This is a genomic window from Sedimenticola selenatireducens DSM 17993 (genome assembly GCF_000428045.1).
GTDB classification, from domain to species: domain Bacteria; phylum Pseudomonadota; class Gammaproteobacteria; order Chromatiales; family Chromatiaceae; genus Sedimenticola; species Sedimenticola selenatireducens.
Genome location: NZ_ATZE01000012.1, coordinates 111,746 through 135,565, shown reverse-complemented (window position 1 = coordinate 135,565; position 23,820 = coordinate 111,746). Strand labels below are relative to the sequence as shown.

The 23,820-nt window shown below is 59.2% G+C and carries 18 protein-coding genes; 2 read left to right on the top strand and 16 right to left on the bottom strand.

Features of this window, described 5'->3' with window-relative positions:
• Nucleotides 1-84 precede the first annotated feature (84 nt).
• From A3GO_RS0111400 to A3GO_RS0111380, 5 genes are all read right to left on the bottom strand, one after another.
• Nucleotides 85-1,551, bottom strand: a complete 1,467-nt coding sequence (locus tag A3GO_RS0111400) for a helicase HerA-like domain-containing protein (protein ID WP_037375246.1) — start codon at nucleotides 1,549-1,551, stop codon at nucleotides 85-87.
• A gap of 67 nt (nucleotides 1,552-1,618) precedes the next feature.
• On the bottom strand, nucleotides 1,619-3,538 hold the full coding sequence (locus A3GO_RS0111395; RefSeq protein WP_029133509.1) for a DUF2207 domain-containing protein: 1,920 nt from the start codon (nucleotides 3,536-3,538) through the stop codon (nucleotides 1,619-1,621).
• Nucleotides 3,538-4,080, bottom strand: a complete 543-nt coding sequence (locus A3GO_RS0111390; RefSeq protein ID WP_029133508.1) for a LemA family protein — start codon at nucleotides 4,078-4,080, stop codon at nucleotides 3,538-3,540. The genes A3GO_RS0111395 and A3GO_RS0111390 overlap by 1 nt, the downstream gene beginning before the upstream one ends.
• Nucleotides 4,081-4,258: 178 nt before the next feature.
• The gene (gene ppx / locus A3GO_RS0111385; protein WP_029133507.1) at nucleotides 4,259-5,779 is read right to left on the bottom strand and encodes an exopolyphosphatase; all 1,521 of its coding nucleotides are present in this window, start codon (nucleotides 5,777-5,779) and stop codon (nucleotides 4,259-4,261) included.
• A 152-nt stretch (nucleotides 5,780-5,931) separates the two neighbouring features.
• A complete protein-coding gene (locus A3GO_RS0111380; RefSeq protein ID WP_029133506.1) occupies nucleotides 5,932-6,444 on the bottom strand; it encodes a SixA phosphatase family protein in 513 nt (170 codons plus the stop codon).
• Nucleotides 6,445-6,610: 166 nt separating this feature from the next.
• Here A3GO_RS0111380 and A3GO_RS0111375 point away from each other — a divergent pair, with 166 nt between their 5' ends.
• Nucleotides 6,611-7,183 (top strand): NUDIX hydrolase, encoded by a 573-nt coding sequence (locus tag A3GO_RS0111375; RefSeq protein WP_029133505.1) that lies wholly within the window; start codon nucleotides 6,611-6,613, stop codon nucleotides 7,181-7,183.
• A gap of 6 nt (nucleotides 7,184-7,189) precedes the next feature.
• Here A3GO_RS0111375 and A3GO_RS0111370 read toward each other — a convergent pair whose 3' ends face one another.
• From A3GO_RS0111370 to A3GO_RS23645, 5 genes are all read right to left on the bottom strand, one after another.
• Nucleotides 7,190-8,008, bottom strand: a complete 819-nt coding sequence (locus A3GO_RS0111370; RefSeq protein WP_037375220.1) for a LabA-like NYN domain-containing protein — start codon at nucleotides 8,006-8,008, stop codon at nucleotides 7,190-7,192.
• A gap of 130 nt (nucleotides 8,009-8,138) precedes the next feature.
• Nucleotides 8,139-10,478: an alpha/beta hydrolase gene (locus A3GO_RS0111365; protein ID WP_029133503.1), complete on the bottom strand. Its 2,340-nt coding sequence runs from the start codon at nucleotides 10,476-10,478 to the stop codon at nucleotides 8,139-8,141.
• 325 nt (nucleotides 10,479-10,803) lie between these two features.
• Entirely contained in the window at nucleotides 10,804-12,744 is a 1,941-nt protein-coding gene (acs, locus tag A3GO_RS0111360) for an acetate--CoA ligase (protein ID WP_029133502.1), read from the bottom strand.
• Between the two features lie 119 nt (nucleotides 12,745-12,863).
• A complete protein-coding gene (locus tag A3GO_RS0111355; protein ID WP_470406612.1) occupies nucleotides 12,864-13,499 on the bottom strand; it encodes a 3'-5' exonuclease in 636 nt (211 codons plus the stop codon).
• A 221-nt stretch (nucleotides 13,500-13,720) separates the two neighbouring features.
• Complete coding sequence (locus tag A3GO_RS23645) at nucleotides 13,721-15,601, bottom strand: putative nucleotidyltransferase substrate binding domain-containing protein (RefSeq protein WP_051302220.1); 1,881 nt, start codon at nucleotides 15,599-15,601, stop codon at nucleotides 13,721-13,723.
• Nucleotides 15,602-15,721: 120 nt separating this feature from the next.
• Here A3GO_RS23645 and A3GO_RS26355 point away from each other — a divergent pair, with 120 nt between their 5' ends.
• Nucleotides 15,722-15,886 carry a hypothetical protein gene (locus A3GO_RS26355; protein WP_169720399.1) on the top strand — a complete coding sequence of 55 codons (165 nt, stop codon included), beginning with the start codon at nucleotides 15,722-15,724 and terminating at the stop codon, nucleotides 15,884-15,886.
• 68 nt (nucleotides 15,887-15,954) lie between these two features.
• Here A3GO_RS26355 and A3GO_RS0111340 read toward each other — a convergent pair whose 3' ends face one another.
• The 6 genes from A3GO_RS0111340 to A3GO_RS0111315 form a co-directional block, all read right to left on the bottom strand.
• Complete coding sequence (locus A3GO_RS0111340; RefSeq protein WP_029133500.1) at nucleotides 15,955-16,650, bottom strand: tetratricopeptide repeat protein; 696 nt, start codon at nucleotides 16,648-16,650, stop codon at nucleotides 15,955-15,957.
• Nucleotides 16,643-16,876 (bottom strand): hypothetical protein, encoded by a 234-nt coding sequence (locus A3GO_RS0111335; RefSeq protein WP_029133499.1) that lies wholly within the window; start codon nucleotides 16,874-16,876, stop codon nucleotides 16,643-16,645. Before A3GO_RS0111335 ends, A3GO_RS0111340 begins: the two co-directional genes overlap by 8 nt.
• 217 nt (nucleotides 16,877-17,093) lie before the next feature.
• On the bottom strand, nucleotides 17,094-19,079 hold the full coding sequence (locus A3GO_RS0111330; protein WP_029133498.1) for a sodium:solute symporter family protein: 1,986 nt from the start codon (nucleotides 19,077-19,079) through the stop codon (nucleotides 17,094-17,096).
• Nucleotides 19,080-19,310: 231 nt separating this feature from the next.
• On the bottom strand, nucleotides 19,311-20,666 hold the full coding sequence (locus A3GO_RS0111325; RefSeq protein WP_029133497.1) for a sigma-54-dependent transcriptional regulator: 1,356 nt from the start codon (nucleotides 20,664-20,666) through the stop codon (nucleotides 19,311-19,313).
• A complete protein-coding gene (locus tag A3GO_RS0111320) occupies nucleotides 20,644-23,613 on the bottom strand; it encodes a sensor histidine kinase (RefSeq protein WP_029133496.1) in 2,970 nt (989 codons plus the stop codon). The genes A3GO_RS0111325 and A3GO_RS0111320 overlap by 23 nt, the downstream gene beginning before the upstream one ends.
• Nucleotides 23,603-23,803 (bottom strand): hypothetical protein, encoded by a 201-nt coding sequence (locus A3GO_RS0111315; RefSeq protein ID WP_037375218.1) that lies wholly within the window; start codon nucleotides 23,801-23,803, stop codon nucleotides 23,603-23,605. The genes A3GO_RS0111320 and A3GO_RS0111315 overlap by 11 nt, the downstream gene beginning before the upstream one ends.
• Between the last annotated feature and the right edge of the window lie 17 nt (nucleotides 23,804-23,820).

Below are 23,820 nucleotides of genomic sequence, written 5' to 3'. Positions count from 1 at the left end.
AGCCGTTATCAGGGTGTTGGGATTCGTTTTTAACCCGAATCTCCAATCGGTCATATCAATCGATCACTTGTTGCTGTCTGCCCGTTATCGCTTCCCCATGATCGACCCCAGTACCCCGCGAATGATCTGCCGGCCGATGCTGCTGCCCACGGCGCGGGCGGCGCTTTTGAAGAAGGACTCCATCACCGACTGTCGACCGCGACCGCCGCTGCTCTTTTTCTCCTTGGCAAGCTCTTTCTGGCGGGCCTGTTCCACGTCGGCGGCTTTCTGCTCTTCGGCCAGTTTGGCGGCGCGTTCGGTGAGGATCTCATGGGCCGACTGACGATCCACGCCCTTGTCGTAGATGCCGGCGACCAGTGAGCCGGCCATGATGGTCTGGCGCAGCGGTTTGGTGATGGGACCGATCTGGCTCTCGGGTGGCCTGATCAGGGTGCGCTCGACCATCTGCGGGCGGCCCTTGGCGTCCAGGGTGGAGACCAGCGCTTCGCCCAGTCCCAGTTCACTGATCACCTGTTCGGTATCCAGCGCCGGGTTGTCGCGGAAGGTCTGGGCGGCGGCGCGCAACGCCTTCTGGTCCTTGGCGGTGTAGGCACGCAGGGCGTGCTGGATGCGGTTGCCGAGTTGCCCGAGCACGCTGTCCGGGATGTCCAGCGGATTCTGGGTGACGAAGTAGACCCCGACCCCCTTGGAACGGATCAGCCGGACCACCTGTTCGATCTTGTCGAGCAGCGCCTCCGGGGCGTCGTCGAACATCAGGTGGGCCTCGTCGAAGAACAGCACCAGTTTCGGTTTTTCCGGGTCGCCCACCTCTGGCATCTGTTCGAACAGCTCCGAGAGCAGCCAGAACAGGAAGGTGCTGTAGAGTTGCGGGGCGTTCATCAACTGGTCAGCGGCCAGGATATTGATCACTCCCAGCCCGTTCTCGTCGGTCTGCAGCAGGTCCGGAAGATTGAGTGCCGGTTCTCCGAACAGCAGGGTGCCGCCCTGGTCCTCCAGGCTGATCAGGCGACGCTGGATGGCGCCGACGCTGGCGGCGGATACATTGCCGTAGAGGGTGCGAAATTCTGCGGCGTTCTCGGCCACGAACTGCAGGATGGCACGCAGGTCCTTGATGTCCAGCAGCAGCCAGCCGTTCTCGTCGGCGACCCGGAACACCAGCGCCAGCACCCCCTGCTGGGTATCGTTGAGATTGAGCAGACGCGCCAGCAGCAGTGGGCCCATCTCCGAGATGGTGGTGCGTACCGGGTGGCCCTGTTTGCCGTAGATATCCCAGAAGGTGACCGGGAAGCCTTTGAAAGTGAAGTCATCCAGCGGCATGCGATCAAGCCGCTCCTGGACCTTGGGATGGGGTTTGCCTGGCTGGCTGAGACCGGACAGGTCGCCCTTCACATCGGCCAGGAATACCGGCACTCCGATGCGGCTGAAGGATTCGGCCAGCCCCTGCAGGGTGACGGTCTTGCCGGTGCCGGTGGCGCCGGCAATCAGGCCGTGACGGTTGGCCATTTTCGGCAGCAGCCCGACATCTTTATCACTGCAACCCACGTAGATCATCTGTTCCACTGTGAACCTCTCCTTTGATCAAATAAGTCGGGACCCCTATATTCCGGATCTGGAGTGACTACCAGCCGCCACCACCGCCACCGCCTCCGCCGCCGCCGGAGGAGCCACCGCCGCCACTGCCGGATGATGAGCCTGGCGCGTGGGAGGATGATGAGATGGCCGAGCTCATGGCGCTGCCCACGGCACCGCTGAAGCCGGTCAGGTTGTGGCTGTTCCAGCTTTTGCCGCTGTACCAGGCTGGATGATAAGCGTGACCATCCTGTCCGGCGGCGGCCAGCACCTGACTGAAGCGCTCCGCCCACTGCTGCTCGACTCCCAGTGCCAGGGCATAGGGCAGATACGCCTCGAACAGCGCCGGTGTCTTGTCCGGCGGATGTTTGAAATTCAGTTCGTCCCGTTCGGCAACGCCAAGATACTGCTTGAACCCTTCCACCTTCTGCAGCAGTTGCTGGCCGGCCCGGGTCGGGGCCTTGAGCCATTCATAGAACAGCACATTGATGGCGATGGCGAGCAGCAGCATCAGGGTGAAGGGGAGTGAGATGGCGAAGGTGAGCATGCCGATGCCGAACACTTCACCGGCAAAGAAGGGAAGGGCAAACAGGGTGCTGCCAATCGCCTTGGCATAGCTGCCGATACCGGAACTGCGCGCATCGCGCCAGGACTGGTAGATGCCCACCGCCATCTTGAACACCGCCACGCTCCAGATCGAGAGCCAGACCATCATGAAGGCGCCCATGATCAGCTTCTCTTCCGACCCGACGTTCCACAATCCGGCGCCGAGCAGGGCCAGGGTGATCAGCAGGCCCGGTACGATAAAACCGCTGTTGGTGACGAAGTAGGTCTTTTCGTAGTCCCGCTTCAGTGAGGTCTTGTGGGCCTCCAGCGCCTTGGACATTTTCTGGTGATTGGTGTGGTGCAGTCTGATCTTGTGGTTGCCGCCGCCAAACAGGGCGCTGGCAATGGCACCCTCACCGGGGGCCAGGGTCGGCGTCTTGCCGGTCTTCTCCAGGGTGAATTTTCCCGCCTTGTCTTCCTTGATTCTCAGGTAACCGCTGACCGCCATGTTGACCACGGCCGCACCGAAGGCCTGGTGGTCATAGCCCATCTGCTTTATGTAGCGCATGGCGGCGGGAGAGTAGCCTTTGGGTGGGGTGTAGAGTGGGATGATGACGCCGATATCCGGGTCGCGCCCGACCCGGTACCAGATTGCCGTGAAGTAGCCCAGCAGTAACAGAATGCCGCCACCCGTGATCAGAAAGCCCTGGTTGTCGGAGAGAAACCAGGTCAGGCGCTGTTGTGTGTCCGGCTCAATCACATGGCCTTTGGGCCAGCTGGTGACCAGGGTCAGGCCATGGTGCACGGGCAGGGGGGTAGTGGTCTCGAACAGGGCATCCCCGTTTCCGTCCACCCGGGCACTATACTGTTTGCCCCGGTCGCCCTTGGCGCCGGTATAACCCTCCACCTGAATAGCATCGACAGGTATACCCGGCGGCAGGGTGACCCGGGCGGCGGCCCGCTCGATGGGGAAGTCCCAGCCGTTGCCGGTGACGTTCCAGTAGAGTTCGTCATGGTCATCGAAGAAGCCGAGTTGCCGGTTGGTGCGGTAGCGCAGGGTATAGCGATAGACACCCGGTTTCAGGATGACGTTCTTGTTGCCGATGTAGATGCGGATACCATTGCTTTGGGCTTCCGTGTGGTAGGGCTCGGTGTGACCGTCACGCCGTACCTCCAGCAGTTCGAAGCCGACCCGGTAACGCTTGCCCAGCCGGTCTTTGTAGTCGGTGGGAAAATCACGAAAGATACCGCGTCGGATCTTGTTGCCCTCGGCGCGCACCTCGATGGCCTCTTCCACCACCATGCTGCCGTCGCGCTGTACCTGAATGTCACTGAAGTAGTCGAGTATGCGTTCCCGAGCCATACCAGGGTTGGACAGGGCCAGCAGCAACGGCAGGCACAATCGCAGGATGATCCTGGCCACTAACGTACCTCCGGTGGGTCGACTTCCACGGTACTCTCCAACTCAAAAAAGGCGGCAGGATGGAAGCGGAAAAAGCGGGCTATCAGCAGGTCAGGGAAGGAGTCGATGCGCACGTTCAGATTGCGCACCGCACCGTTGTAGTAACGGCGTGCATACTGGATGTGGTTTTCCACGTCGCTGAGTTGCCGTAGCAGATCCAGGTATTGATCGCCGGCCTTGAGATCGGGATAGGCCTCGGCAATCAGCAGCAGGGAGTGGACCTGTTCACTGAGGCCGCCCTCCAGGCGTTCCCGTTCGCCCGGCGTGGTGGTGGCCGCGGCCGCACTGCGCAGATGGGTGATATGATCAAGGGTGGACTGCTCGTAGTGACTGTAGGCTTGCACCGCGTCCACCAGCTTGGGGATCAGGTCGTGGCGCCGTTTCAACTGTACGTCGATATCGCTCCAGGACGCCAGTACCCGGTTTTTATCCCTGACCAGTTTGTTGTAGATGATGATTGCCCAGACAACGAGGGGCAACAGCAGCAACAGCATGATTTCCATCGCGCCCGTGATCCTGTTTGTTATCTTGTTCTATCCGGTGTAACCGGTGACTGATTCCAGTGTGCGTGCTCGCCGACGGGATTTCAAATTTTTCTTTTGGGGGGCGGTTTAACGCTGCACGGTCCCTGTAGGAGGCCCGCCCCGGGCGGAATTCGCGGGTGTGCGTGCGTGCCGGTAATCAGCTGAACTGCAATTCGAAACCGCGTCCCATCAGCTGCCTCGCCTCCTGTTCCAGCTCGGCACGGGGCAGGGTATGGGTGGTGAGCCAGTGATGGGGAAAAGTCAGCTTCAGGTGGTTGTCGGCGACCTCGATTGCCACCTTAACCAGGGTGGCGGCAGAGCGTGCCCGGTGCAGCAGTACGGAAAGGCGTAACAGGATGCAGAGGCGCAGGGTGGTGAGGGAGATATCCTGCGGCAGTTCATTAAAGACATCGAAGGGGAATTTGCGACGGTGGCCGCGGATCAGGGCCGACAGCACCCGCTGTTCCTGGCGTGAGAAGCCTTGCATGTCGGAGTTGGCAATCAGGTAGGCGCCGTGTTTGTGGTACTGACTGTGCGACACGGTCAGGCCGATCTCATGCAGGCGGGTGGCCCAGCAGAGCATATCGATATATTCGCCTTCACGCAGTTGCCAGGCATCTGCCGCCTGGTTGAACAGGGACTGGGCGGTGGATTCGACGCGGTTGGCGTGTTCCATATCCACGTCATAGCGGCGGCACAGGGCGCGCACGGTGCTTTCCCGCACATCCTCGTACTGGGTGCGGCCCAGCATTTCATAGATCAGGCCCTCTCGCAGTGCCTTGTCGGAAACCTTGAGCTGGCTGATGTTCAGCGCCTTGAACACGGCGCGCAATACCGCGACGCCGCCGGCAAATACCGCCTTGCGCTCACCGCTCAGACCCTCCAGCTGGATATTGTCCACATGGCCCGTTTCAATCAGCACGTTGCGCAGTTTTTTCAGCGCCTGATAGGTAATACCTTCCTGCTCACCGGCCCATCCGGCGGCCTGGACTACTTTGTTAATGGCCCGGATGGTGCCGGAGGCGCCGACCGCCACTTCCCAGCCGGCGCTGCGGTATTCGTTCTTCACCGGCAGCATCTCCAGCGCACCGTTCAATTCGGCCGAGCGCATGGCCTCGGCGCTGATATTGCCGTCGCTGAAGTGCCAGCGGGTCATGTTGACGCAGCCCATGTGGATACTTTCCGTGCGGCGTGGCTGGAAGCCGTCACCGACAATCAGTTCGGTACTGCCGCCGCCGATATCGATGACCAGCCGGCGTTCGTTGCCGGCGGCCAGCCCGTGGGCCACGCCCAGGTAGACCAGACGCGCCTCCTCACGTCCGGCAATGATCTCGATTGGATGGCCCAGGACCGCTTCGGCTTCTGCCAGAAAGCGGGTGGAGTTACGTACCTGGCGCAGGGCACTGGTGCCGACCGCCCGGACACTGCCGTGGGGGAGTGATTTGAGGCGCTGGCCAAAACGTTCCAGGCAGTCCAGGGCGCGCGCTTCGGTCTCCGGGGTCAGCTCCTTGTTCTCCTGCAGACCGGCCCCCAGGCGTACCATTTCCCGCAGCCGGTCGATTACCTGGAAGTTACCGTTGTCCACCTTGGCCACAATCATATGAAAGCTGTTGGAGCCGAGATCCACCGCCGCAACGGTGTCTGACAAGTTGGCGATGTTGGCAATATAACGCAGCATGGGATTGGAGCTTTATGACAAACGGGACCGGCATGCTACCACCGGATCTAGTCGATTGAAACCGCGGTATTGATTGCCGCTGCACTGCCTGTCGGGCCTGTCTGCTGGAGCCTCGCTGTGCCTGGGTTTGGCAGGCCTGCGGATCGGCCGGATCATTTTTTCTGCCCCAGACTACGCAGTTGTCTGGGGGGCAGCAGCCAGATCATTTCAGCCGAAGCGGGTTTGGGGGTGTCCTTGAACTGCAGCAGACAGGCCGCGCCACGCTTGAGTTGCAGGAAGTTGAAATGGGATCCGTTGGTATACCAGGAGATGAGTTCGGACAGGTCCGGCTCATGGCCGATCAGCAGCGCCGTACTCTGCGGAGGCAGATCCGCCAGCAAGCTGTTCAGCTTGGCGGGATCTGATCCCGGGTTCAGTTGGGTAATCGCCTTGCGGGTGGCCTCCGGGTAGAGTTCACCGATGAGATCGGCGGTCTGAATGGCCCGAACAAGCGTGCTGCTGAAGATATAATCGGCGATGGGTTCGACCCGCTTGAGTCCCTGACGTGACTGTTCAATACGCTTGATGCCTTTTTCCGTCAGCGGTCGGAGTCCATCATTCTTACTGATTTTGGCAAACGCGGTCCGGTCTTCGGCGATGGCGTGTCTGATGAAGATAATTTTCATATCTGCTGGGTCGGTCAGTCCGGTTGAACAGAGAAAACAGGTTAAAATATAAGACTACACTGGTTTTTCATGATATGGCACCTGTTTGTCGGGGGCATTTGTCACTGTATTGTCAGTGTATATTTATAACATGTAGTCATGACCCCTTGGTTATACGGATAACAGCATGAATTATTGCAGCCAGTGCGGCAACAGCATCGAAATCAGGATACCTGAAGGCGACAGCCGGGAGCGTCATGTCTGCAGCAGTTGCGGGGTGATCCATTACCAGAACCCCAATGTGGTGACCGGTTGTATTCCCGAGTGGGAGGGTAAGGTGCTGCTCTGCCGGCGCGCGATTGAACCGCGTAAGGGTTACTGGACCCTGCCGGCCGGATTTCTGGAAAACGGTGAGTCGACCCAGCAGGGGGCGCTGCGTGAGACCCTGGAAGAGGCCAATGCCCGGGTCGCGGTCGGGCCGCTCTATACTTTGTTCAGCCTGCCGAGTATCAGTCAGGTCTATATGCTGTTTCGCGGGCCATTGCTAGATCTGGATTTTTCACCCGGCGACGAGAGCCTGGAGGTGCGGCTGTTCGGGGAGGCCGAGATCCCCTGGGAAGAGCTGGCGTTTCAAGTGATGGTGGAGACCCTCAAGTACTACTTCATGGACCAGCGCAGCGGGGTTTTCCGTCTGCGCTCCGGGGTGATAGAACGTCTGCCTGGCGAGCAGCGGCGCTACCGCACCACCCTGCACGAATAGTCAAAATCAGGTAGGCGCGTAGACCAGCCGCACGTTGGTGGCGATCAGGCCTTCATCCACATCACTCTCCTTGAGATAGAACTCGACAATGGTCTCCCGGTTCATCAGTAGTTCCGCGGTGACTTCGTCCGCCAGTTCATTGATATGACAGAAGACACTCTCGTAGGGAGACTCCGAGGCGCGTGGATCGGTGATCCAGAGGTTGGGAGATATTTCACGGATAAAGCGCAGGAAGCCGTACCCCTTGTCCTGAAACCATTTGGTGCAGACACCGCGCACGCAGGAGCCGGGTTTGCCCCATTCATTCCGCGGCTCATGAGAGAACGGCAGCAGATCCGGTATCAGATAGCCGCGATAGAAGGCGTCGGCCTGACGCTGTAGCTGCTTGGAGACGTTATTGAAGCCCAGCAGTTCCACCCGACAGCCGCGATTCTGTAGAGCGGTGACCACCTGGAGAAAGTCTCCGTCGCCGGTCACCAGCAGAATCAGGTCCAGGTTCTCCGCCTGCAGCATGGCGTCCACCGCCAGATCCAGGTCGGCATTGGCCTTGGTGGTGATATTGCCCTCTTCGTCGGTGTAGCGCTTAACGTGCTTGACAATAATTTTCCAGCCGTAGTCGCGCACCATCTGCTGATAAATATTGGATTTTTTTGCGTATTCGTTGTCGTCCCTGGCGCGCTCCTGGTCAAACGCGAGGTAGGTGTTCAGGCGTAGCAGGGTACCGTTATCGCGCGCCGCGAAACGACGCAGGATGTCGTAACGCAGCTGGTAGCCGCCGTTGAACTTGACGTTTTCCGCGTCGACAAAAACACCAACTTTAAGCATCTCTTGAATCCATTGTTTTATTTTTTTGGGAGTAACGATTCGGTCTTCGACAAGCAACCAGGGTGTGCATAGACGACGTGCCCACTCTACGCACCAAGATCATCCATTCTCGAGGGAAACCCATAATACATCAAATGGTCAGGGGCGGCTCAATCGCCGGCAATGCCTCCTGTTCTGTGGATGCGCTGACCAGACTCTCTTCCAGAATTTTCAGATACTGGATAACGACTCCCTGGGTATTGTCAATATTCTCGTTAAGAATGCCGTGCCGCTGTGAGTGCACGAACTCTAGCCGTTTCAGCTTGCTGCTGATTTTGTCATAAACCCGGTTTGCACTGTCTGGTACCACCACGGGGTCCTCGTCACCCTGGATGATCAGGGCAGGGCAGTGTACATCCTGCAGGCGCTTTACCAGCTGGTTGACCATCAGGCGCAACTCGAACAGGGAGTGTACTGGCATGGTGCTGTAGTTGATGTCCGGGTGTTCGGTGTCGTTTGGACGAAACGGCATGATCCCTTCATAGGCGCGCAGCCAGCTCACCAGCTTGTTGGCATGATGCACCAGTGGCACGAATATCATATTTTTGTTGCGGAACTTGACCGGTGTGGAGATGGCCACCACACCGGCCAGTCCGTCCGGCTGTTCGGCCGCCTGCAGCAGTGCAAGGGCACCGCCGGTGGAGAAGCCGACTAGACAGATATCGTCACAATAGCTCTGCATGATGCGGTAGGCCCGCTGTACCGAAGTGAGCCAATCTTCCCAGCTGCGTTCGCGCAGATCCCAGGGTGAGGTGCCGTGCCCCTTCAGCCGTGGACCTATGACGGCGAATCCCAGATGTCCCAGCTTTTCGGCAAACAGCCTGACCTCGGCCGGTGAGGCAAGGAACCCGTGTACCAGTACAACACCCAGGCGGTTGGGCTTTTCCGGCAGAATCAGGAATGGATCGGCGCTCCGGGTGGCCGTCTCCCGGCTGTTCACCTCCTGGTGCCGCGGCTTGGAAAAGCTGGCTTTATCCCATTGATAGGCCATTCGCTCATCATCAAAATAGAGCTCGGCAAGCTGCACCGGACCGGTCGTTTCCGCGCGGCTGATTACCCTGTCGATCGCCTCGTTCATGCCGGCAACCGGGCGCGCTTCGTTGGCATAGACCTCGATCATGTTCTCAAGCCGGATCTGATCGAATTCATGCTCCTGGCACAACTTGGGCATAAACAGGTAGTGGCCGCCTTCCTGCTCGATCAACTCCAGTTGTGCGGCCGTAAGGAAGAACTGATCGAGGCCGGCACACTGGCCCATCATCAGCTCGCTATAACAGTCGGGGTTTTTGAGACTGCGCTGCAGATTGATCCGGGGCAGCCTCTGCACGGACTTGACGGCCAGATAGAGCATACGATGGAACAGGTTCACATCAACCGCCTGCTGTCCCTGCTCCAGCAGCCGGTAGATGATCAGTGCCGCCAGATGACTCAGGTTGATGGTCACCTCGCTGTAGATCGCTTTCATGTAGTCGTTGCGCAGGCGCAGGGCATTCTGGCGCAGACGACTGGTGAGCAGGCGATGTTTCAACGTCCGCTGGGATGCCTCACGGCTCAGCAGTTCATCCAGCGATTCCATGTTCGGGGCTAACTGTTTAACGATCGGCCGGACCCACCAGCTCCAGTAATCCCGGCTGTACAGCATATCCCCCAGGTGGATATCCATGTCGGTGTTTTTCAGCAGTATGTTGCCTTCGATCAGCAGTTCTTCCGAGAGGCGGCGACTGATGCCGCGATTGATCAGTTCAAATCCGCTGTGCAGCAGATTGTCGCTGACCCGCATCGGATAGAATGTGATGTTTGCCGGCACAATGGTGGAGGGCCGCTCTACCGCCGACTGCAGAGCCTCTGGTGTCGCAAACTCCAGCTTGTTCATCCAGTGGCTGATGAGTGACTGATTGTCCTGTTCAAAGGCGAGCTGTATCGACTGTTTAAGAATATCCACCGCCAGTGACAATACCGCTGCGCCGGTATGGTGTTTTCTGCGTTCCAGGGCGGTGCGCGAATAGATGCTGTAACCGCCCCGTTTATCCTGGGATCGTCGGTCCTTTACCATGCCGCCTTCGGGGAAAATAATCACCTTGTACCCGCGCAGGATCTCTTCCGCCAGATAGGGTATCAGCCGCGGATGGTTGTGTGGTACGGCGCCCACGTTGAGCAGATAGTTGGCCAGCGTGTCATCCCCGGCGAAAAACTCGCTGGAAGCAATTGCGCGGCAATAGGCTCCGGTTTCCTGATAGATCAGATACTGGGGGATGAAGGTTTCAAATCGGGCGAAGTGATTGAACAGAAAGATCTCGCCCTCGGCCACCTGCCCCCGGTCGTGATGCATCTTGATATTGACGCTTAACAGCCGCTTGATGGTGGAAAAGATGCGCACCGACCATTGGTAGGTGGAGATATTGATTTTTACTTCGTCCTGCCGATCCGTCAAACCGGTCCCCCCTGACACGGATGCCTTGGCCGCTGAGTTCCTGTAAACAAAGTGATACCGCTCAAGGCTGACTCTCCCGATTGTTTTATAGCAAAAAGTATAGGCCTTGATGAGTGCCGTGTCTGCTGTCGTGGCGGAGGGAGTGCGCTAATGGGGGAGGAGAGAAAGGTTTGATCGAACAAGCCCGGTCCCGGTTGACCAGGGTGGTCGGTGAAACGATCCCCGGCGACCACGGGGCGCCTTATGGCTCTTTGTTGACTGGCTGAAACCCAAAAAAGGCGGCCCCGTTGCCGGGGCCGCCCTGTCTCGGTCATGCGCGCCGGAATTACTTGTTGGCGCGATTCTCGATCAGATCATCCACCACACCGGGATCGGCCAGGGTAGAGGTGTCGCCCAGGGTGTCGATCTCGTTGCAGGCTACCTTGCGCAGAATGCGACGCATGATCTTTCCGGAGCGGGTTTTGGGCAGGCCGGGTGCCCACTGGATCAGGTTGATCTTGGCGATCGGCCCGATCTCGTCGCGCACCAGTTTGACCAGTTCGGCCTTCAGTTCGTCGGTCGGTTCAACACCGGCCATCGGCGTGACGTAGGCATAGATCCCCTGACCGGTGATGTCATGGGGATAGCCCACCACTGCAGCCTCGGCCACCTTTTCGTGCAGGACCAGGGCTGACTCGATTTCGGCGGTACCCAGGCGGTGGCCGGAGACGTTCAGCACATCGTCGATACGGCCGGTGATCCAGTAGTAGCCATCCTTGTCGCGGCGTGCACCGTCCCCGGTGAAGTAGTTGCCGGGGTACTGGGAGAAGTAGGTATCCTTGAAGCGCTGATGATCGCCATAGACCGAACGCATCATGCCGGGCCAGGGACGTGTCATGATCAGGGCACCTTCGCACTCACCTTCCAGTACCTCTCCGGTGGTGGCATCAACAATTGCCGGCACCACCCCGAAGAACGGCATGGAGGCAGAGCCCGGTTTCAGGTCGGTGGCGCCGGGCAGCGGGGTGATCAGATGTCCGCCGGTCTCGGTCTGCCACCAGGTGTCGACGATCGGGCAGCGCTCGCCGCCAACCACACGGTAGTACCACTCCCAGGCTTCCGGGTTGATCGGCTCACCCACGGAACCGAGCAGGCGCAACGAGGAGAGGTCATGCTTTTTCACCGGCTCTTCACCAACCCGCATCAGGGCGCGGATGGCGGTGGGTGCGGTGTAGAAGGTGTTGACCTTGTGTTTTTCGCATACTGCCCAGAAGCGTCCGGCATCGGGATAGGTGGGAATACCTTCAAACATCAGGCTGATGGCACCGTTGGCCAGTGGTCCATAGACGATATAGGTGTGACCGGTGACCCAGCCTACATCCGCGGTACACCAGTAGACCTCCCCCTCCTTGTAATCGAAGGTGTACTTGTGGGTCATGGCGGCGAACAGCAGATAACCGCCGGTGGTGTGAAGTACCCCCTTGGGTTGTCCGGTGGAGCCGGAGGTGTAGAGGATGAACAGGGGATCTTCCGCGTCCATCTCCTCAGGCTCGCAAGTGGCGGAGGCGTTGGCCATGGCGTCGTGATAGTAGATGTCCCGGCCCTCTTTCCAGGCTACCTTGCCGCCGGTGCGCTTGACCACCACGCAGGTCCGAACATTGGGGCAATCTTCCAGGGCGATGTCGGCGTTGGCCTTGAGCGGGACATTCTTGCCGCCACGCACCGACTCATCCGAGGTGATCAGGGTCTGGCAGTCGGAGTCCAGGATGCGGCTGGAGAGGGCATCGGGTGAGAAGCCGCCGAATACAATGGAGTGCACCGCACCGATACGGGTACAGGCCAGCATCGCCACAGCTGCCTCCAGGATCATGGGCATGTAGATACAGACGCGATCGCCTTTCTTGACCCCACGATCCTTCAGCACATTGGCGAATTTGCACACTTCAGTATGCAGTTCGCGGTAGCTGATCTTTTTGTCCTCATTGGGATTGTCACTCTCCCAGATGAGGGCGGTCTGGTCGCCACGGGTCTCCAGATGGCGGTCCAGGCAGTTGTAGGAGACATTCAGCTTGCCGCCTTGAAACCACTTGATGTTGGCCTCATTGAAATCCCAATCACTCACCTTGTCCCACTTTTTCGACCAGGTAAGAAACTCCTCCGCGGCATCGCCCCAGAAACCATCCGGGTCTTTCACTGAGCGCTGATACATCTCCTGGTATTTGGCCGCATTAATGTGGGCATGCGCAGCTGTCTCAGCACTTACCGGATAGACTTTCTCTTCGGACATGGCTTGTCTCCTTTTCTTTAAATTACATTGACCGACGGTTCGGTCGCTTCTCTCATTTAGTGTAGTTGCTCTGCTGAACTGCTTGGGATGATCCATGGATCATCCGGTTATCGGAAATATTAAAAATGTCCCAATTCATATTGCCGGTGAATCAACTTGTCCACCGGATTGTTGTATTCCGTCAATACTGCTGCGATTCTTCTGAATACTTCGGCGGTGGTGATGGCGTCACCCCGCGCAGTGTGCCTTCCCTGTACCTCTACTTTCGCGTAGTCGGCGACCTCTTCCAGTGTGTAGTGTCCAACCCGGCCGGTATGAACCAGATAGAGTAGCATGGTATCTAACCATGGATGTTTCAAATGGCAAAGCAACTCCCGCTGCAGAATCCTGTTCAGAAACCGGATATCGAATCNGATATGATGCCCGACCAGCACACTCTCGCCGATAAAATCGGCAATCTCCAGCATCACCTCTTCGATCAGCGGCGCGTCCTTCACATCCGCATCGGTCAGATGATGAATCCGGGTCGAGGCGGCCGGAATCTTGCGCCCTGGAAATATCAATGTATTGAACTCCCGGCCGGTCAGTTCAAAACCCTGCATCTCGATCAGGGCAATGGAACAGATCTCGTCTCCGGCATAGGCCTGCAGCCCGGTGGTCTCGGTGTCCAGCACGACAAACCGGGTCTCCTCCAGCGGCCGGGTTACCAGCTTTTTCGGATCGACTGACAGCAGGCGTCTATGCAATGCCAGCATCCCCGGATCGGACAGCAGTGCGCCCTTGCTCAGGGTGCGCCGGAATCCCGCATGTATTCTTCCAAATAACTCACCAAGTTGTTCACTTGCCATATCTATTCGGCATCCCCTGTCCGATGCGACACAATATCCGTATTTTTTACAGTGTTTCAGGCCATAGGCCGGAACGGATTGATGTCAGCAAAACCGCTGGTCGGCTGTTTCCGCCACTCCTCATGTTTTTAGAATATATCTGTTGCGTAGTCGTCCTGCAGTCGCTCCTGAAATCGTTTAACCGCCCGCATCGCCATGCGCAGGGTGCTGCGTGACTGTGGGGAGAGGCGCTCCGGATTGATCAGCTTGTTCAATTCCCTGCCCGATTTTCCCTGTTCGATCTGGTGCGTCAGCAGCAGGTCCAGCAGCTCCTCGAACGCCTCCTGCACAGAGTCCTTGAAATCGGTGGATAGCTTTCCCACGCGCATCAATGCATTCAGCCGATCGGTGGTGTTCTGTGCTGCGATACCATTCTGCAGGGAGAAAATGCGCGCGGCGTCGGCAATAATCCGCAAGCCGTTGCGCTTGATATCGATATATTCACCCTGATCGTCCTTCATGGTAACCAATTGATTAAAGAAGCCGATAGCGGGTTTTCCCTCGGCGTCATGATCCGACATCATCTTCAATAGCCGCGGTTTCTCCTTCAGTTCGGTCAACGCATGGCGGCGCAGTTCCGTGGTCAGGGAGTCGTCGCCGTACAGGGTGTCGAAATCAAATACCACATTGGACCAGCGTGCCGCCTTCTCGGTGGGATGGTCCGCGATATGGCTGATCTGTTGCTTCCATTTCGACAGGGTTTTGTTATAGAGCGAATTGCGCGCCATGATGGCGCCAGGGCAGAGCGGGTAGCCGATGCGATCCAGGTTCAGATTCAGTCGGTTACAGAAATGATCGAACCACTCCTTGACCGCCTTGCTTTCACTGATTGGGGTGTCTTCAATGATAATGCCGTTATCCTGGTCCGGATTGAGCAACATCTCCAGCCGCCCGCCGGAGCCCATGATCAGCACACTGAAACCGACCGGCGCCTTGCCCAGATCCCTGGTCTCCATCCAGCGCAGGGTTAGTTCCACCGCCCTGCGCTGGGCGATCAGGTGGTACTCGCTGAGCAGTCGGACCGCGCTGCTGGGACGGTGGTTGGTCTCCTGGATATCGATGGCGGCGTCCACCAGCAACGGTGTCAGACCCGCCAGCTCCTTGATGCTGTCGGCTTCGCGGAACCGGTTGGTCAGGGTGCTGGGGCGCGAGATAAGGATGCGCAGGATATCGGTCTGGGAGACGATGCCGATGGGGCACTGATCCTCCAGTACGATCAGATACTTGGCGCTGTGCCGCTTCATGATCTCCTCCGCCTCCCAGAGGGCGGTTTCGGGGTCGATCACGCGGGGGGTCTCTGCTGCCACCTGGGTTACCCGGTTCTCCGGTTCCGCGCCATTGAGCATCACCGCTTCAGCCAGTCCGGCATAGGTGAGTACGCCGCGCAGCAGGCCCTGGTGGTCGGTGACCACCAGGCTGCCGATTTTGCGCGCCTTCATGATGCCGAAGGCTTCCTGCAGGGTGGTTTCCGGGGTGCAGGAGGCGACGGGTGAGTGCATCACCCGGGTGACCGGCTGGGCCAGCACGCCGGTGGATATGGAGCGGTCCGGGCTGCGCTCCCGGAGTTTGGTGGCGATTACCCGGTTGAGTGCATTGAACAGCTCCGGCTGTGTCTCTTCGAGTGTCTTGAAGCGATCTTCCGGAATCGCCAGGATCTCCGACTGGCTGGTGGCTATGGTCTTGGTGGTGTAATCGTTCTTGTCGAGATAGTTGGCCAGACCGATCAGATCGCCCGGCAGCACCGTGTCCTGGCGCCCGGTGGGGCGGTGCATCACCACACTGCCGTCCAACAGGATGTAGATCTCCTTCTTGTACGCTTCGCCGGGACGAAACAGGGCCACCCCGCCGGGCAGGACGCGCCGGCTCGCACAGGCCACCAGTGCTCGCAGGGTCTCCATCGGGACATCCCTGAAGGTGCGGGTGGCGGCAAGTATCTGCTCGGTGGTGACTGTTTCTCTCTGCTGTTTCATGCGTTGGTTTTTTGTCTTTAATCCTTACTGTCGGCCCTCGCCGGCGCTGTTACCGGTGAGCGAAAACTGCTATTTTTCCCTTCCCGTTGATTTTCGACCTCCGTCGATGAAGGTGCACAATTGATCGATTGGATCTTCCTGCTGGTTACCGCCGTGATTGCCTGGCACGCCCTGACCCATCGCAATGAAGATGGCGGAAACGATATCGGCCATCTGCTGTTCGGTGCGATTGCCCTGCTGTTTTTTATCCGTGTCCTGTTTGTCGATATCCTCATGTTATTGTAGGAGCGGCGCCCTCGCCGCGAATCGGCCCGAGGGCGGGCCTGGCCTGACCACCATCCGGAGCAGCAGCGCTATTCAAGAAGATACGCGCGTTGCTGGTGGTCCTGTTCCGGGACCCGCATCAACCGCTCCGCTGGCGGCTTCGCCAGCTGCTCGGCCAGGTAGCGGGCGCGATCTGCTATGCTGGGCGGCCGCTCGGACTGATTGCGTAGAAACCGGGTGAGAAATCCCGGTCCTTCCGCCAGCTCGGGTTCCAGGCGCAAACCCTCCCGGTAATCGGACAGTGCCCCGGCATAGTCACCCAACTGATCCTTGAGGATGCCGCGATTGGCGAAGGCGACGCCCAGTGCGCGCCGATTCGATTCGGTTGTTCCCCGTGCAGTCTCGCGATCAATCGATTGGTCATAAAGAGCCAGGGCCAGCCGCAGCTGCTGGTTTGATTCCCGTTGCAGTCTGTTGATCTCAAATGCTTGCTTGGCCGGGTTCAGTCGTCCGGCATCGACGGACTGGCGTATGCCGATACGCATCAGTGCCTGTGCCTTGCCCCGCAGTGCGCCGATATTGTCCGGCTGCTCCGTGGAGATCCTGCTGAAGAGGCCCAGTGCCTGCTCGAGTTCGCCATCCTCCAGATATCTGCCGGCCGCCGCCAGCTCCCGTCCCAGCGCTGTCGATTCACCCGGGCCGCTGTCGTAGAGTGTCCAGCCTATCCACCCAACCGTGAGAACAATTGCCGTGTAGCGCAGTACCCGGTAGGTCTTCTCACCCATGGGCCGCACCGGAAATCGACAGATTGAAAAACCAGGAAAACAGTGTCACCAGAGGGAGACTGATAAAACGCGCCCGGTTTTTTTGTCCGCGCAGCTCTTCCGTGGCCAGTTCCCTGCCCAGTTTTCGCTGCAGCCGGCGCACACTGGTGACCCAGATGATGTTGCTGACCGGAAAGAACAGCAGCACTGCCAGCAGTGCGACCCAGAGATAGAACATCGGATTCATTGTCTGATTCAGCTCTTGGCCCCTGCCGGGGCTTCCGCTCCAATCTGGTACTACCTTAGTTTGATAAAGTACTTTCGTAGGGTGGAGAGGCGACAGCGCATTCACCATTGCCTTGGTGGATGCGCCTACCGGCTTATCCACCCTACGAAACTGATGATTTAAATCTTCATTCCCGCCTGACGCCGCGGGCGGTGATGGCGTCGGTGAGCGGCCTGTCTCAGCCCGGTTTGTCCAGGTCCAGCTGGATATCGCCGATATCCTCATGCAGTGCCACCACCTCCTTGTGCGGCACGGTGGAGAGTTCCATGTGATAGGCGAGAAACCACATCATGGCGACCCCGAGTAGCCACCAGAGCAGTTGCCAGGCCCAGATCGAGGGCATGCCGAAGGTCCAGGTAGCGGCATTGGTCGGGTCGCCGAATATCCAGTTGCCGATCACCGCGCCGGGTCCGATGCCGAAGAAAAACCAGACCAGGGTGAGAATCCAGGCGGCCGGGATGAGACCGCGCTTCTCGGGAGCGAGCGAAGCGTGGTCGTGCAGAAAGTTGTGGAACACCATTCGGTGCTCGCGCTCGCTGCTGTTCTGGGTCATGGCAGAGATGATGATTGTCAGGCTGAAATTGAACAGGATGCCCCAGAAGGCGGAGTGCAGGGTCATCGGCCAGCGGCCCCAGGGCATGAATTCAGCGCCGATGCTCTCGGTCAGGGTGACCGCGATCAGTCCGGCGATCAGACCGACGGTGACGCCCTGCCGGGTCAGATAGGGCCACCAGCAGACGGCGATCAGGGCCGGCCACATCTGGAAGCCGTAGGCCACGGCCAGTCCGCCCAGCAGCACCAGTGCGTCGGTCGAGGTCGTGGCGACCACCAGCGCGGCGATGACAATCAGGATAACGCCGAGGCGGCCGTACAGCTTCTGCTGGGCATGGCTGGCATTGGGGATGATAAAGCGCTTCAGCAGGTCGCGGGTCAGCATGCCGCCTGCGGTGGACATATAGGCGGCGCCGGTGGACTGCATGGCGGCCAGGGCGCAGACCGACAGCAGGCCCACCATCCAGGGGGCGGTCTCGGACATCAGATAGACCAGTTGTGGTACCAGCATGTCGCCCCTGCCCTCGGATTGCATCAGGTCGATCCCGCCCAGACCGGCGCCCATGACATTGTTGACCAGGTCGGGGAAGCGGGTCATGAATTCGGTATCGGCGCCAAGGAAGTGGGCGCCGATACCCTGAATGGCAGTGAAAAACATGAGGATAAAGCCGATCACCAGGGAGGAGGCCCATACCTGCTGTGGAGCGAATGGTTCCGGACTCTTGTTGCCAAAGGCCCACATCGAGAAGGCCGGTGCCGACTGTATGCCCATCAGGCCGAACATGTAGGTCAGTATCATCACGCCGGTCCAGGCTCCGCCGATCGGCGCGCTGTCGGTGCCGAGGCCCGCACTGAACTGGATAACGCCGGGGATGGCGATGTAGGCGCTGTAGCCGTCCGGCGTGGTCTTGCCGAACATGGCCTTGCCGGTGGCCGGGTCGATCTGGGTCAGCGCGGCAATACCCTGATTGAGGCGGGTGAATCCGCCGATATCGTGCAGGGCGATAATGCCGATCACCGCAATACCGCCCCCCAGCAGGATCGCCTGGGCGGAATCGACATAGGCTACCGCCCGCAGGCCACCGGAGGCGACATAGATGATCACCACGATAGAGAGCAACCACATGCCGACCGTGGTGCTCAGCATGTCATCGGTGAGCACGTTGAACAGGAAGCCGGAGGCGCGCAACTGGATACCGAGATAGGGCACCGAGAAGATCAGCGCCACCAGTACCACCAGGATGCGGATCATGTCGGAACGGAAGTAGTAGGCCATCATTTCGCCTGGAGTGATGAATCCGAAGCGTTTGCCCAGCATCCATTGGCGCTTGAGAAAGAGCACGCCGGTGAATGGGATGGTGATGGCATAGAAGGAAGCGTAGGCGTACTGAAAACCGTCCCGGTAGATCAGGCCGGGGTGTCCCATGAAGGTCCACCCGGAAAACGACGTGGCGGTGGCGGCGAGGATGAACACCCAGAGCGATATCTGTCGTCCGGCGACGAAATAATCGCTGGCGGTCTTGGCCGACAGCGCGCCTTTGATACCCCAGAATATGCAGTAGGACCAGTAAAGCGCAACGAATACAAACAACCAGACAACCTTTGCGTCCATTGGTCGTATTCCCCCTCAGTAGTAAAAATCAAGTGGTGTTATTATTTCTGTTCTTTGAATCTGCTTCGGCGTGGAACGCTTGTCCGGGATTCAAAACAGTCGGTATTATGCGAGAAATGTGCCGGTAATTAAAGCTATTGAGCTCAATGACTTGGCCAATTTCATGACGCCTGTGTTACCCCTGCCCGTTACCATAAGTGACAATTCTGTGTGGTTCGGTAACAGACAGTCTCAGCCGCCGCCCTTCTTGCTTCTAGGGATGTCGAACCGCTGCCTTCTCTCCCACAGCGCCTTGCGGCTGATGCCGAGCCGTTTGGCCAGTTCTGTTTCGGTCAGCTGTTCCTGATTCTCCAGCACGAACTGGCGGAAATACTCCTCCAGCGACAGGTCAGCGCTTGCCGGATTCAGGCTGGCCGTTTGACTGGCGGCTGAATGGGCGCTCTCGATGGCCAGCAGGTCCGGGGTGATGACATCCTCTTCGCACAGGATGACCGCCCGCTCCAGGGCGTTTTCCAGTTCCCGCACGTTGCCCGGCCAGCCGTAGGTGGTGATGGTTTCAATGGCGGACTGATTCAGGGTCATGGGGGAGCGGTTGAGCTGTTTGCGGGTCTTCTCCAGCAGAAATATGGCCAGTTCCACCACATCGTGCCCCCGCTCTCTGAGGGGCGGCAGGTTGAGCTCCACCACCCGCAGGCGGAAGTAGAGGTCACTGCGGAATTCGCCCTCCTGGACGCGCTGTTTCAGGTCCCGATGGGTAGCGGCGATCAGGCGCACATCCACCAGTCGTGACTGCTCGGAACCGACCCGGCGGATCTCGCCGTTCTGCAACACCCGCAGCAATCGCGCCTGGGCCGCCAGGGGCAGTTCACCGATCTCATCCAGAAACAGGGTGCCCCCCTCTGCGGCTTCGATCAGTCCGGTTCTGGAGGCGTCGGCCCCGGTGAAGGCGCCTTTCTCGTGGCCGAACAGCTCCGATTCGATCAGGGTTTCCGGAATGGCGGCGCAGTTGACGGTGACGATTGGCGCGTCCTTGCGCAGACTCTGCTCGTGCAGGGCGCGCGCCACCAGCTCCTTACCGGTACCGGACTCACCGAGGATCAGCACGGTGGTGTCGGTGGGGGCTACCTTGGTGACCCGCCGACACACCTCCTGCATCGCCGGACACTTTCCCACCATACCGTCGACCGGATAGGATTTGTCCAGATCTGATTTCAGTACCTCGGTCTTTCTGCCCAGCTTCTCCTGTTTCAGGGTGCGTTCGATCAGCATCACCAGTTCATCGTGATCGAACGGCTTGGCGATGTAGTCGATCGCCCCCTGTTTCATGGAATCCACCGCCGAGCGTACGCTGGCGTAACTGGTCATGATCAGCACCGGGACGCCCGGTGCGCGATTGATTACATCGGTACCGGGTACGCCCGGCAGCCGTACATCGGTGAGTATCAGGTTGAAGCTCTTCAGGTCGAATTTCTGTTCCGCTTCCTCGACCGATTCGGCTGTGTTTACCTTGTAGCCTCTGCGGGTGAGAAGTCGGTCCACGGCGTTGCGGATGACCGATTCGTCTTCAATAACCAGTATTTGACTCATGACGTTTATGGTCCATGTGTTGGGGCAGTTGAATAATTACCCGGGTGCCGATCCCCGGCGCCGAGTCAATTTCAATACTGCCGTCGTGTTCATCAATGATCTTGGCCACCATGGGCAGCCCCAGTCCGGTTCCCTTGCCGGCCTCCTTGGTGGTGAAGAAGGGTTCGAATATCTCATCCCGAACTTCATCCGGTATGCCTTCTCCCTGGTCCATCACCTCGATCTGTATCCGGGCTTGGGAGGCAAAGGCGAATATCTCCACCCGGTCGCCCGGCTTTGAGGCGTCACAGGCATTGGTCAGCAGATTGACCATCACCTGGGCCAGTCGCTGGCGATCCCCTTTCATGGCCAGATCGTCTGGGCTGCTGTTGCTGAAGGCGACATGCTTGCCGGCACGGGTCAGGCCCACCAGCTGGATCGCCTCTTCCATGATCTCGTTGAGATTGAAGATTTCGAAATTGAGGCCAATGCGTCCACTGCGGCTGTAGCTCATGAGTGAGTGGACGATACTGCTGATGCGCCGGGTCTGCTGCAGTATCGCCTCGATACTCTCGTGGGTGGTCGCTTCGTCCCGCTCTTCCAGCAGGTTCTGGGCCAGGGAGGCGATACCGGAGACCGGGTTGCCGATCTCATGCGCAACACCGGCGGCGAGCTTGCCGATCGAAGCGAGCCGGTCACTGTGCGCCAGTTCGGCCTCCAGGGTTTCCAGGTCGGTCAGGTCTTCCAGCAGCAGCACCAGGCCGCTGCGTGGTCCGGTCCGGTAACGTGGCAGATCGGGGTCGAGAATGGCCGCCTTGTGCAGGTTGAACCAGTGGGGTCGGTTGTTGATCGGCACTTCCATATGGTGAATATGCTCATCCTGGGCCAGGGCAAAGCCGGCCAGCAGCTCACCCCAGGGCTGGGTCAGGGTGGAGAGCTTGCGCCCGGTGGCCTCGTTGCTGGGTACGCCGCTCATCACCTCAAGTGCCAGGTTCCAGGTGACCACGGTGTGGTCCGGATCGACCGCACAGACCCCCAGGGGCAGGTCGAGCAGGATCTGCCGGTGGTAGCGGCGCAGCGCGTCCAGATCGGCGGTCAGGCCCTTCAGTTTGCTGCGGGACTGCTCCATCCGCTCCTCCATGTGGCGGATCGAGTCGGCCAGCGCGGTCTTTGCGTCGGCATCGACCTTCAGTTGCTGGTTGATGATCATGTGGGCCATGGCCGGTCCCAACAGGCCTGAGAGGTTGCGCTCGATCCGTTGCCTGAGCCGTTTCAGTTCGCGGGGGCGGGTTTCATTGCGATCCAGTTGCAGGTCTTCCAGCGCCTGGTCGACCTCCATCTCGGCCGCTTCCCGCCCCAGCATGACCGCCAGTCCTTCGGCAAACTGGGTGGGGGAACCGGCCATCAGTGTGCCGCTCATCGGGGCCATGATGGCTACCTCGCTACGGCAGGCAAAGGCGGTCTCCTCCTCTTCGGGAGACTGTCGGGTCATCAGGGAGATGATGGCGAACAGCAGGCCGTTGCAGGCCAGCGACCAGAAGGTGGAGAACTGCCACTGATCCAGTCCGGCGGTATCGCGCATGGCCGGCAGATCGATGCCGGTGCTGATAAAGCCCGATTTTTCCAGCAGTGGCAGCAGCAGGGTAATGATCCAGATGGTAATGCCACCGAGCAGCCCGACGATAAATCCCTCGCGGGTCGCGCGGCGCCAGTAGAGCAGGCCGATAATACCGGGCAGAAACTGGGCGACGGCGACAAAGGAGATCAGCCCCAACTGCACCAGCCCCTGGTTGTGTTCCAGCACTTCGTAGAAGATGTAGCCGGCGAAGATGATCAGGCCGATCAGCAGACGCCTTCCCCACAGCAGCCAGCGATAGAGATCCACCTTGGGATCGGGGTAGCTGGCCGGCAACAGCAGATGGTTCAGGCACATGGAGGAGAGGGCCAGGGTGGATACGATCACCATGGCGCTGGCGGCGGAGACGCCGCCGATAAAGGCCAGGATCGGCAGCCAGCTGGGACCCTTGCTCAGGGTGATGCCGAGCACGTAATAGTCCGCGTCCATATCCAGTTGCAGATACTCCCCCGCCCACAGGATGGGCGGGATGGCGAGATTCAGCAACAGCAGAAACAGTGGAAACGCCCAGCTTGCCGTCGCCAGGGAGCGCATCGACAGATTTTCCGTGAAGGTCATGTGGAACTGTCGCGGCAGCAGGAAGGCGGCGCAGAATGAGAGAAACAGCAGGGTGGTCCAGGGGCCTTCCCGTACCGGTTCGTACAGCTTTTGCAGTGCCTCCGGGTGGTCCGTCAGATACTGGTTGAGGGATTCGGGTCCGGAGAAAACACCGAAAATGGCAAAGTATCCCACCACCAGCATGGCGACAATTTTTACCAGTGACTCGAAGGCGATGGCTGCCACCAGGCCGCGATGTTTCTCACGGGGCGAAATGTGCCGGGCGCCGAACAGGATGGAAAACAGGGTCAGCATGCCGCAGAAGCCGAGTGCCAGCAGCTGCGGGATGTCATCGTGGGTCAGCACCTGGATTGAGGTGGTGACGGCGCGGATCTGCAGGGCGATATAGGGTAGGGAGCCGAGCAGCATGAACAGGGTAACCAGCACGCCACCGAGTTGACTGCGATAGCGAAAGGCGAGCAGATCGGCCAGCGAAGTGAGCTGGTATTCACGGGTCAGCCGCAGCAACGGCTGCAGCAACACCGGACTCAGAATAAAGGCGATGGTGACGCCCAGATAGACGGTCAGGAACTGGTAGCCTTCGCTGTCGGCAAAACCGACGCTGCCGTAGTAGGTCCAGGAGGTGGCGTAGACGCCAAGTGAGAGGACGTAGACCGGCGCATTGTCGGTCCAGCGATCCGGCACCAGACCGCTGTCGGTGACATAGGCGACGAAGAAGAGCAGCAGCAGGTAGAACAGACTGGCCCCGAACAGGATCTCCAGGTCATACGTCATGGTGTGGGTATCGTCGGCGTAACCAGGCGCCCAGCAAAATAACAAACAGCCACAGGGCGTAGGGCATCAGCCAGTGGGCCCGGTCGTCCGCCCACCATGCCGTCAGTGGCGAAGCGAAGAGAAAGAGGGCAAAAAGCGCCAGTAACAGCGCACTCTCTCTTAACCTGATCGGATCCGGGTGCTTTTGCATCCGGCAAGAGTACCAGT

Excerpts from the sequence above, each read along its gene's own strand:
- A3GO_RS0111380 (WP_029133506.1), bottom strand. The coding sequence starts at position 6,444 with ATGAAAATTATCTTCATCAGACACGCCATCGCCGAAGACCGGACCGCG.
- A3GO_RS0111390 (WP_029133508.1), bottom strand. The coding sequence starts at position 4,080 with ATGGAAATCATGCTGTTGCTGCTGTTGCCCCTCGTTGTCTGGGCAATC.
- A3GO_RS0111330 (WP_029133498.1), bottom strand. The coding sequence starts at position 19,079 with ATGGACGCAAAGGTTGTCTGGTTGTTTGTATTCGTTGCGCTTTACTGG.
- A3GO_RS23645 (WP_051302220.1), bottom strand. The coding sequence starts at position 15,601 with ATGAAACAGCAGAGAGAAACAGTCACCACCGAGCAGATACTTGCCGCC.
- A3GO_RS0111315 (WP_037375218.1), bottom strand. The coding sequence starts at position 23,803 with ATGCAAAAGCACCCGGATCCGATCAGGTTAAGAGAGAGTGCGCTGTTA.
- A3GO_RS0111375 (WP_029133505.1), top strand. The coding sequence starts at position 6,611 with ATGAATTATTGCAGCCAGTGCGGCAACAGCATCGAAATCAGGATACCT.
- ppx (WP_029133507.1), bottom strand. The coding sequence starts at position 5,779 with ATGCTGCGTTATATTGCCAACATCGCCAACTTGTCAGACACCGTTGCG.
- A3GO_RS0111340 (WP_029133500.1), bottom strand. The coding sequence starts at position 16,650 with ATGGGTGAGAAGACCTACCGGGTACTGCGCTACACGGCAATTGTTCTC.
- A3GO_RS0111400 (WP_037375246.1), bottom strand. The coding sequence starts at position 1,551 with ATGATCTACGTGGGTTGCAGTGATAAAGATGTCGGGCTGCTGCCGAAA.
- A3GO_RS0111320 (WP_029133496.1), bottom strand. The coding sequence starts at position 23,613 with ATGACGTATGACCTGGAGATCCTGTTCGGGGCCAGTCTGTTCTACCTG.
- A3GO_RS0111335 (WP_029133499.1), bottom strand. The coding sequence starts at position 16,876 with ATGAATCCGATGTTCTATCTCTGGGTCGCACTGCTGGCAGTGCTGCTG.
- A3GO_RS0111370 (WP_037375220.1), bottom strand. The coding sequence starts at position 8,008 with ATGCTTAAAGTTGGTGTTTTTGTCGACGCGGAAAACGTCAAGTTCAAC.
- A3GO_RS0111325 (WP_029133497.1), bottom strand. The coding sequence starts at position 20,666 with ATGAGTCAAATACTGGTTATTGAAGACGAATCGGTCATCCGCAACGCC.
- acs (WP_029133502.1), bottom strand. The coding sequence starts at position 12,744 with ATGTCCGAAGAGAAAGTCTATCCGGTAAGTGCTGAGACAGCTGCGCAT.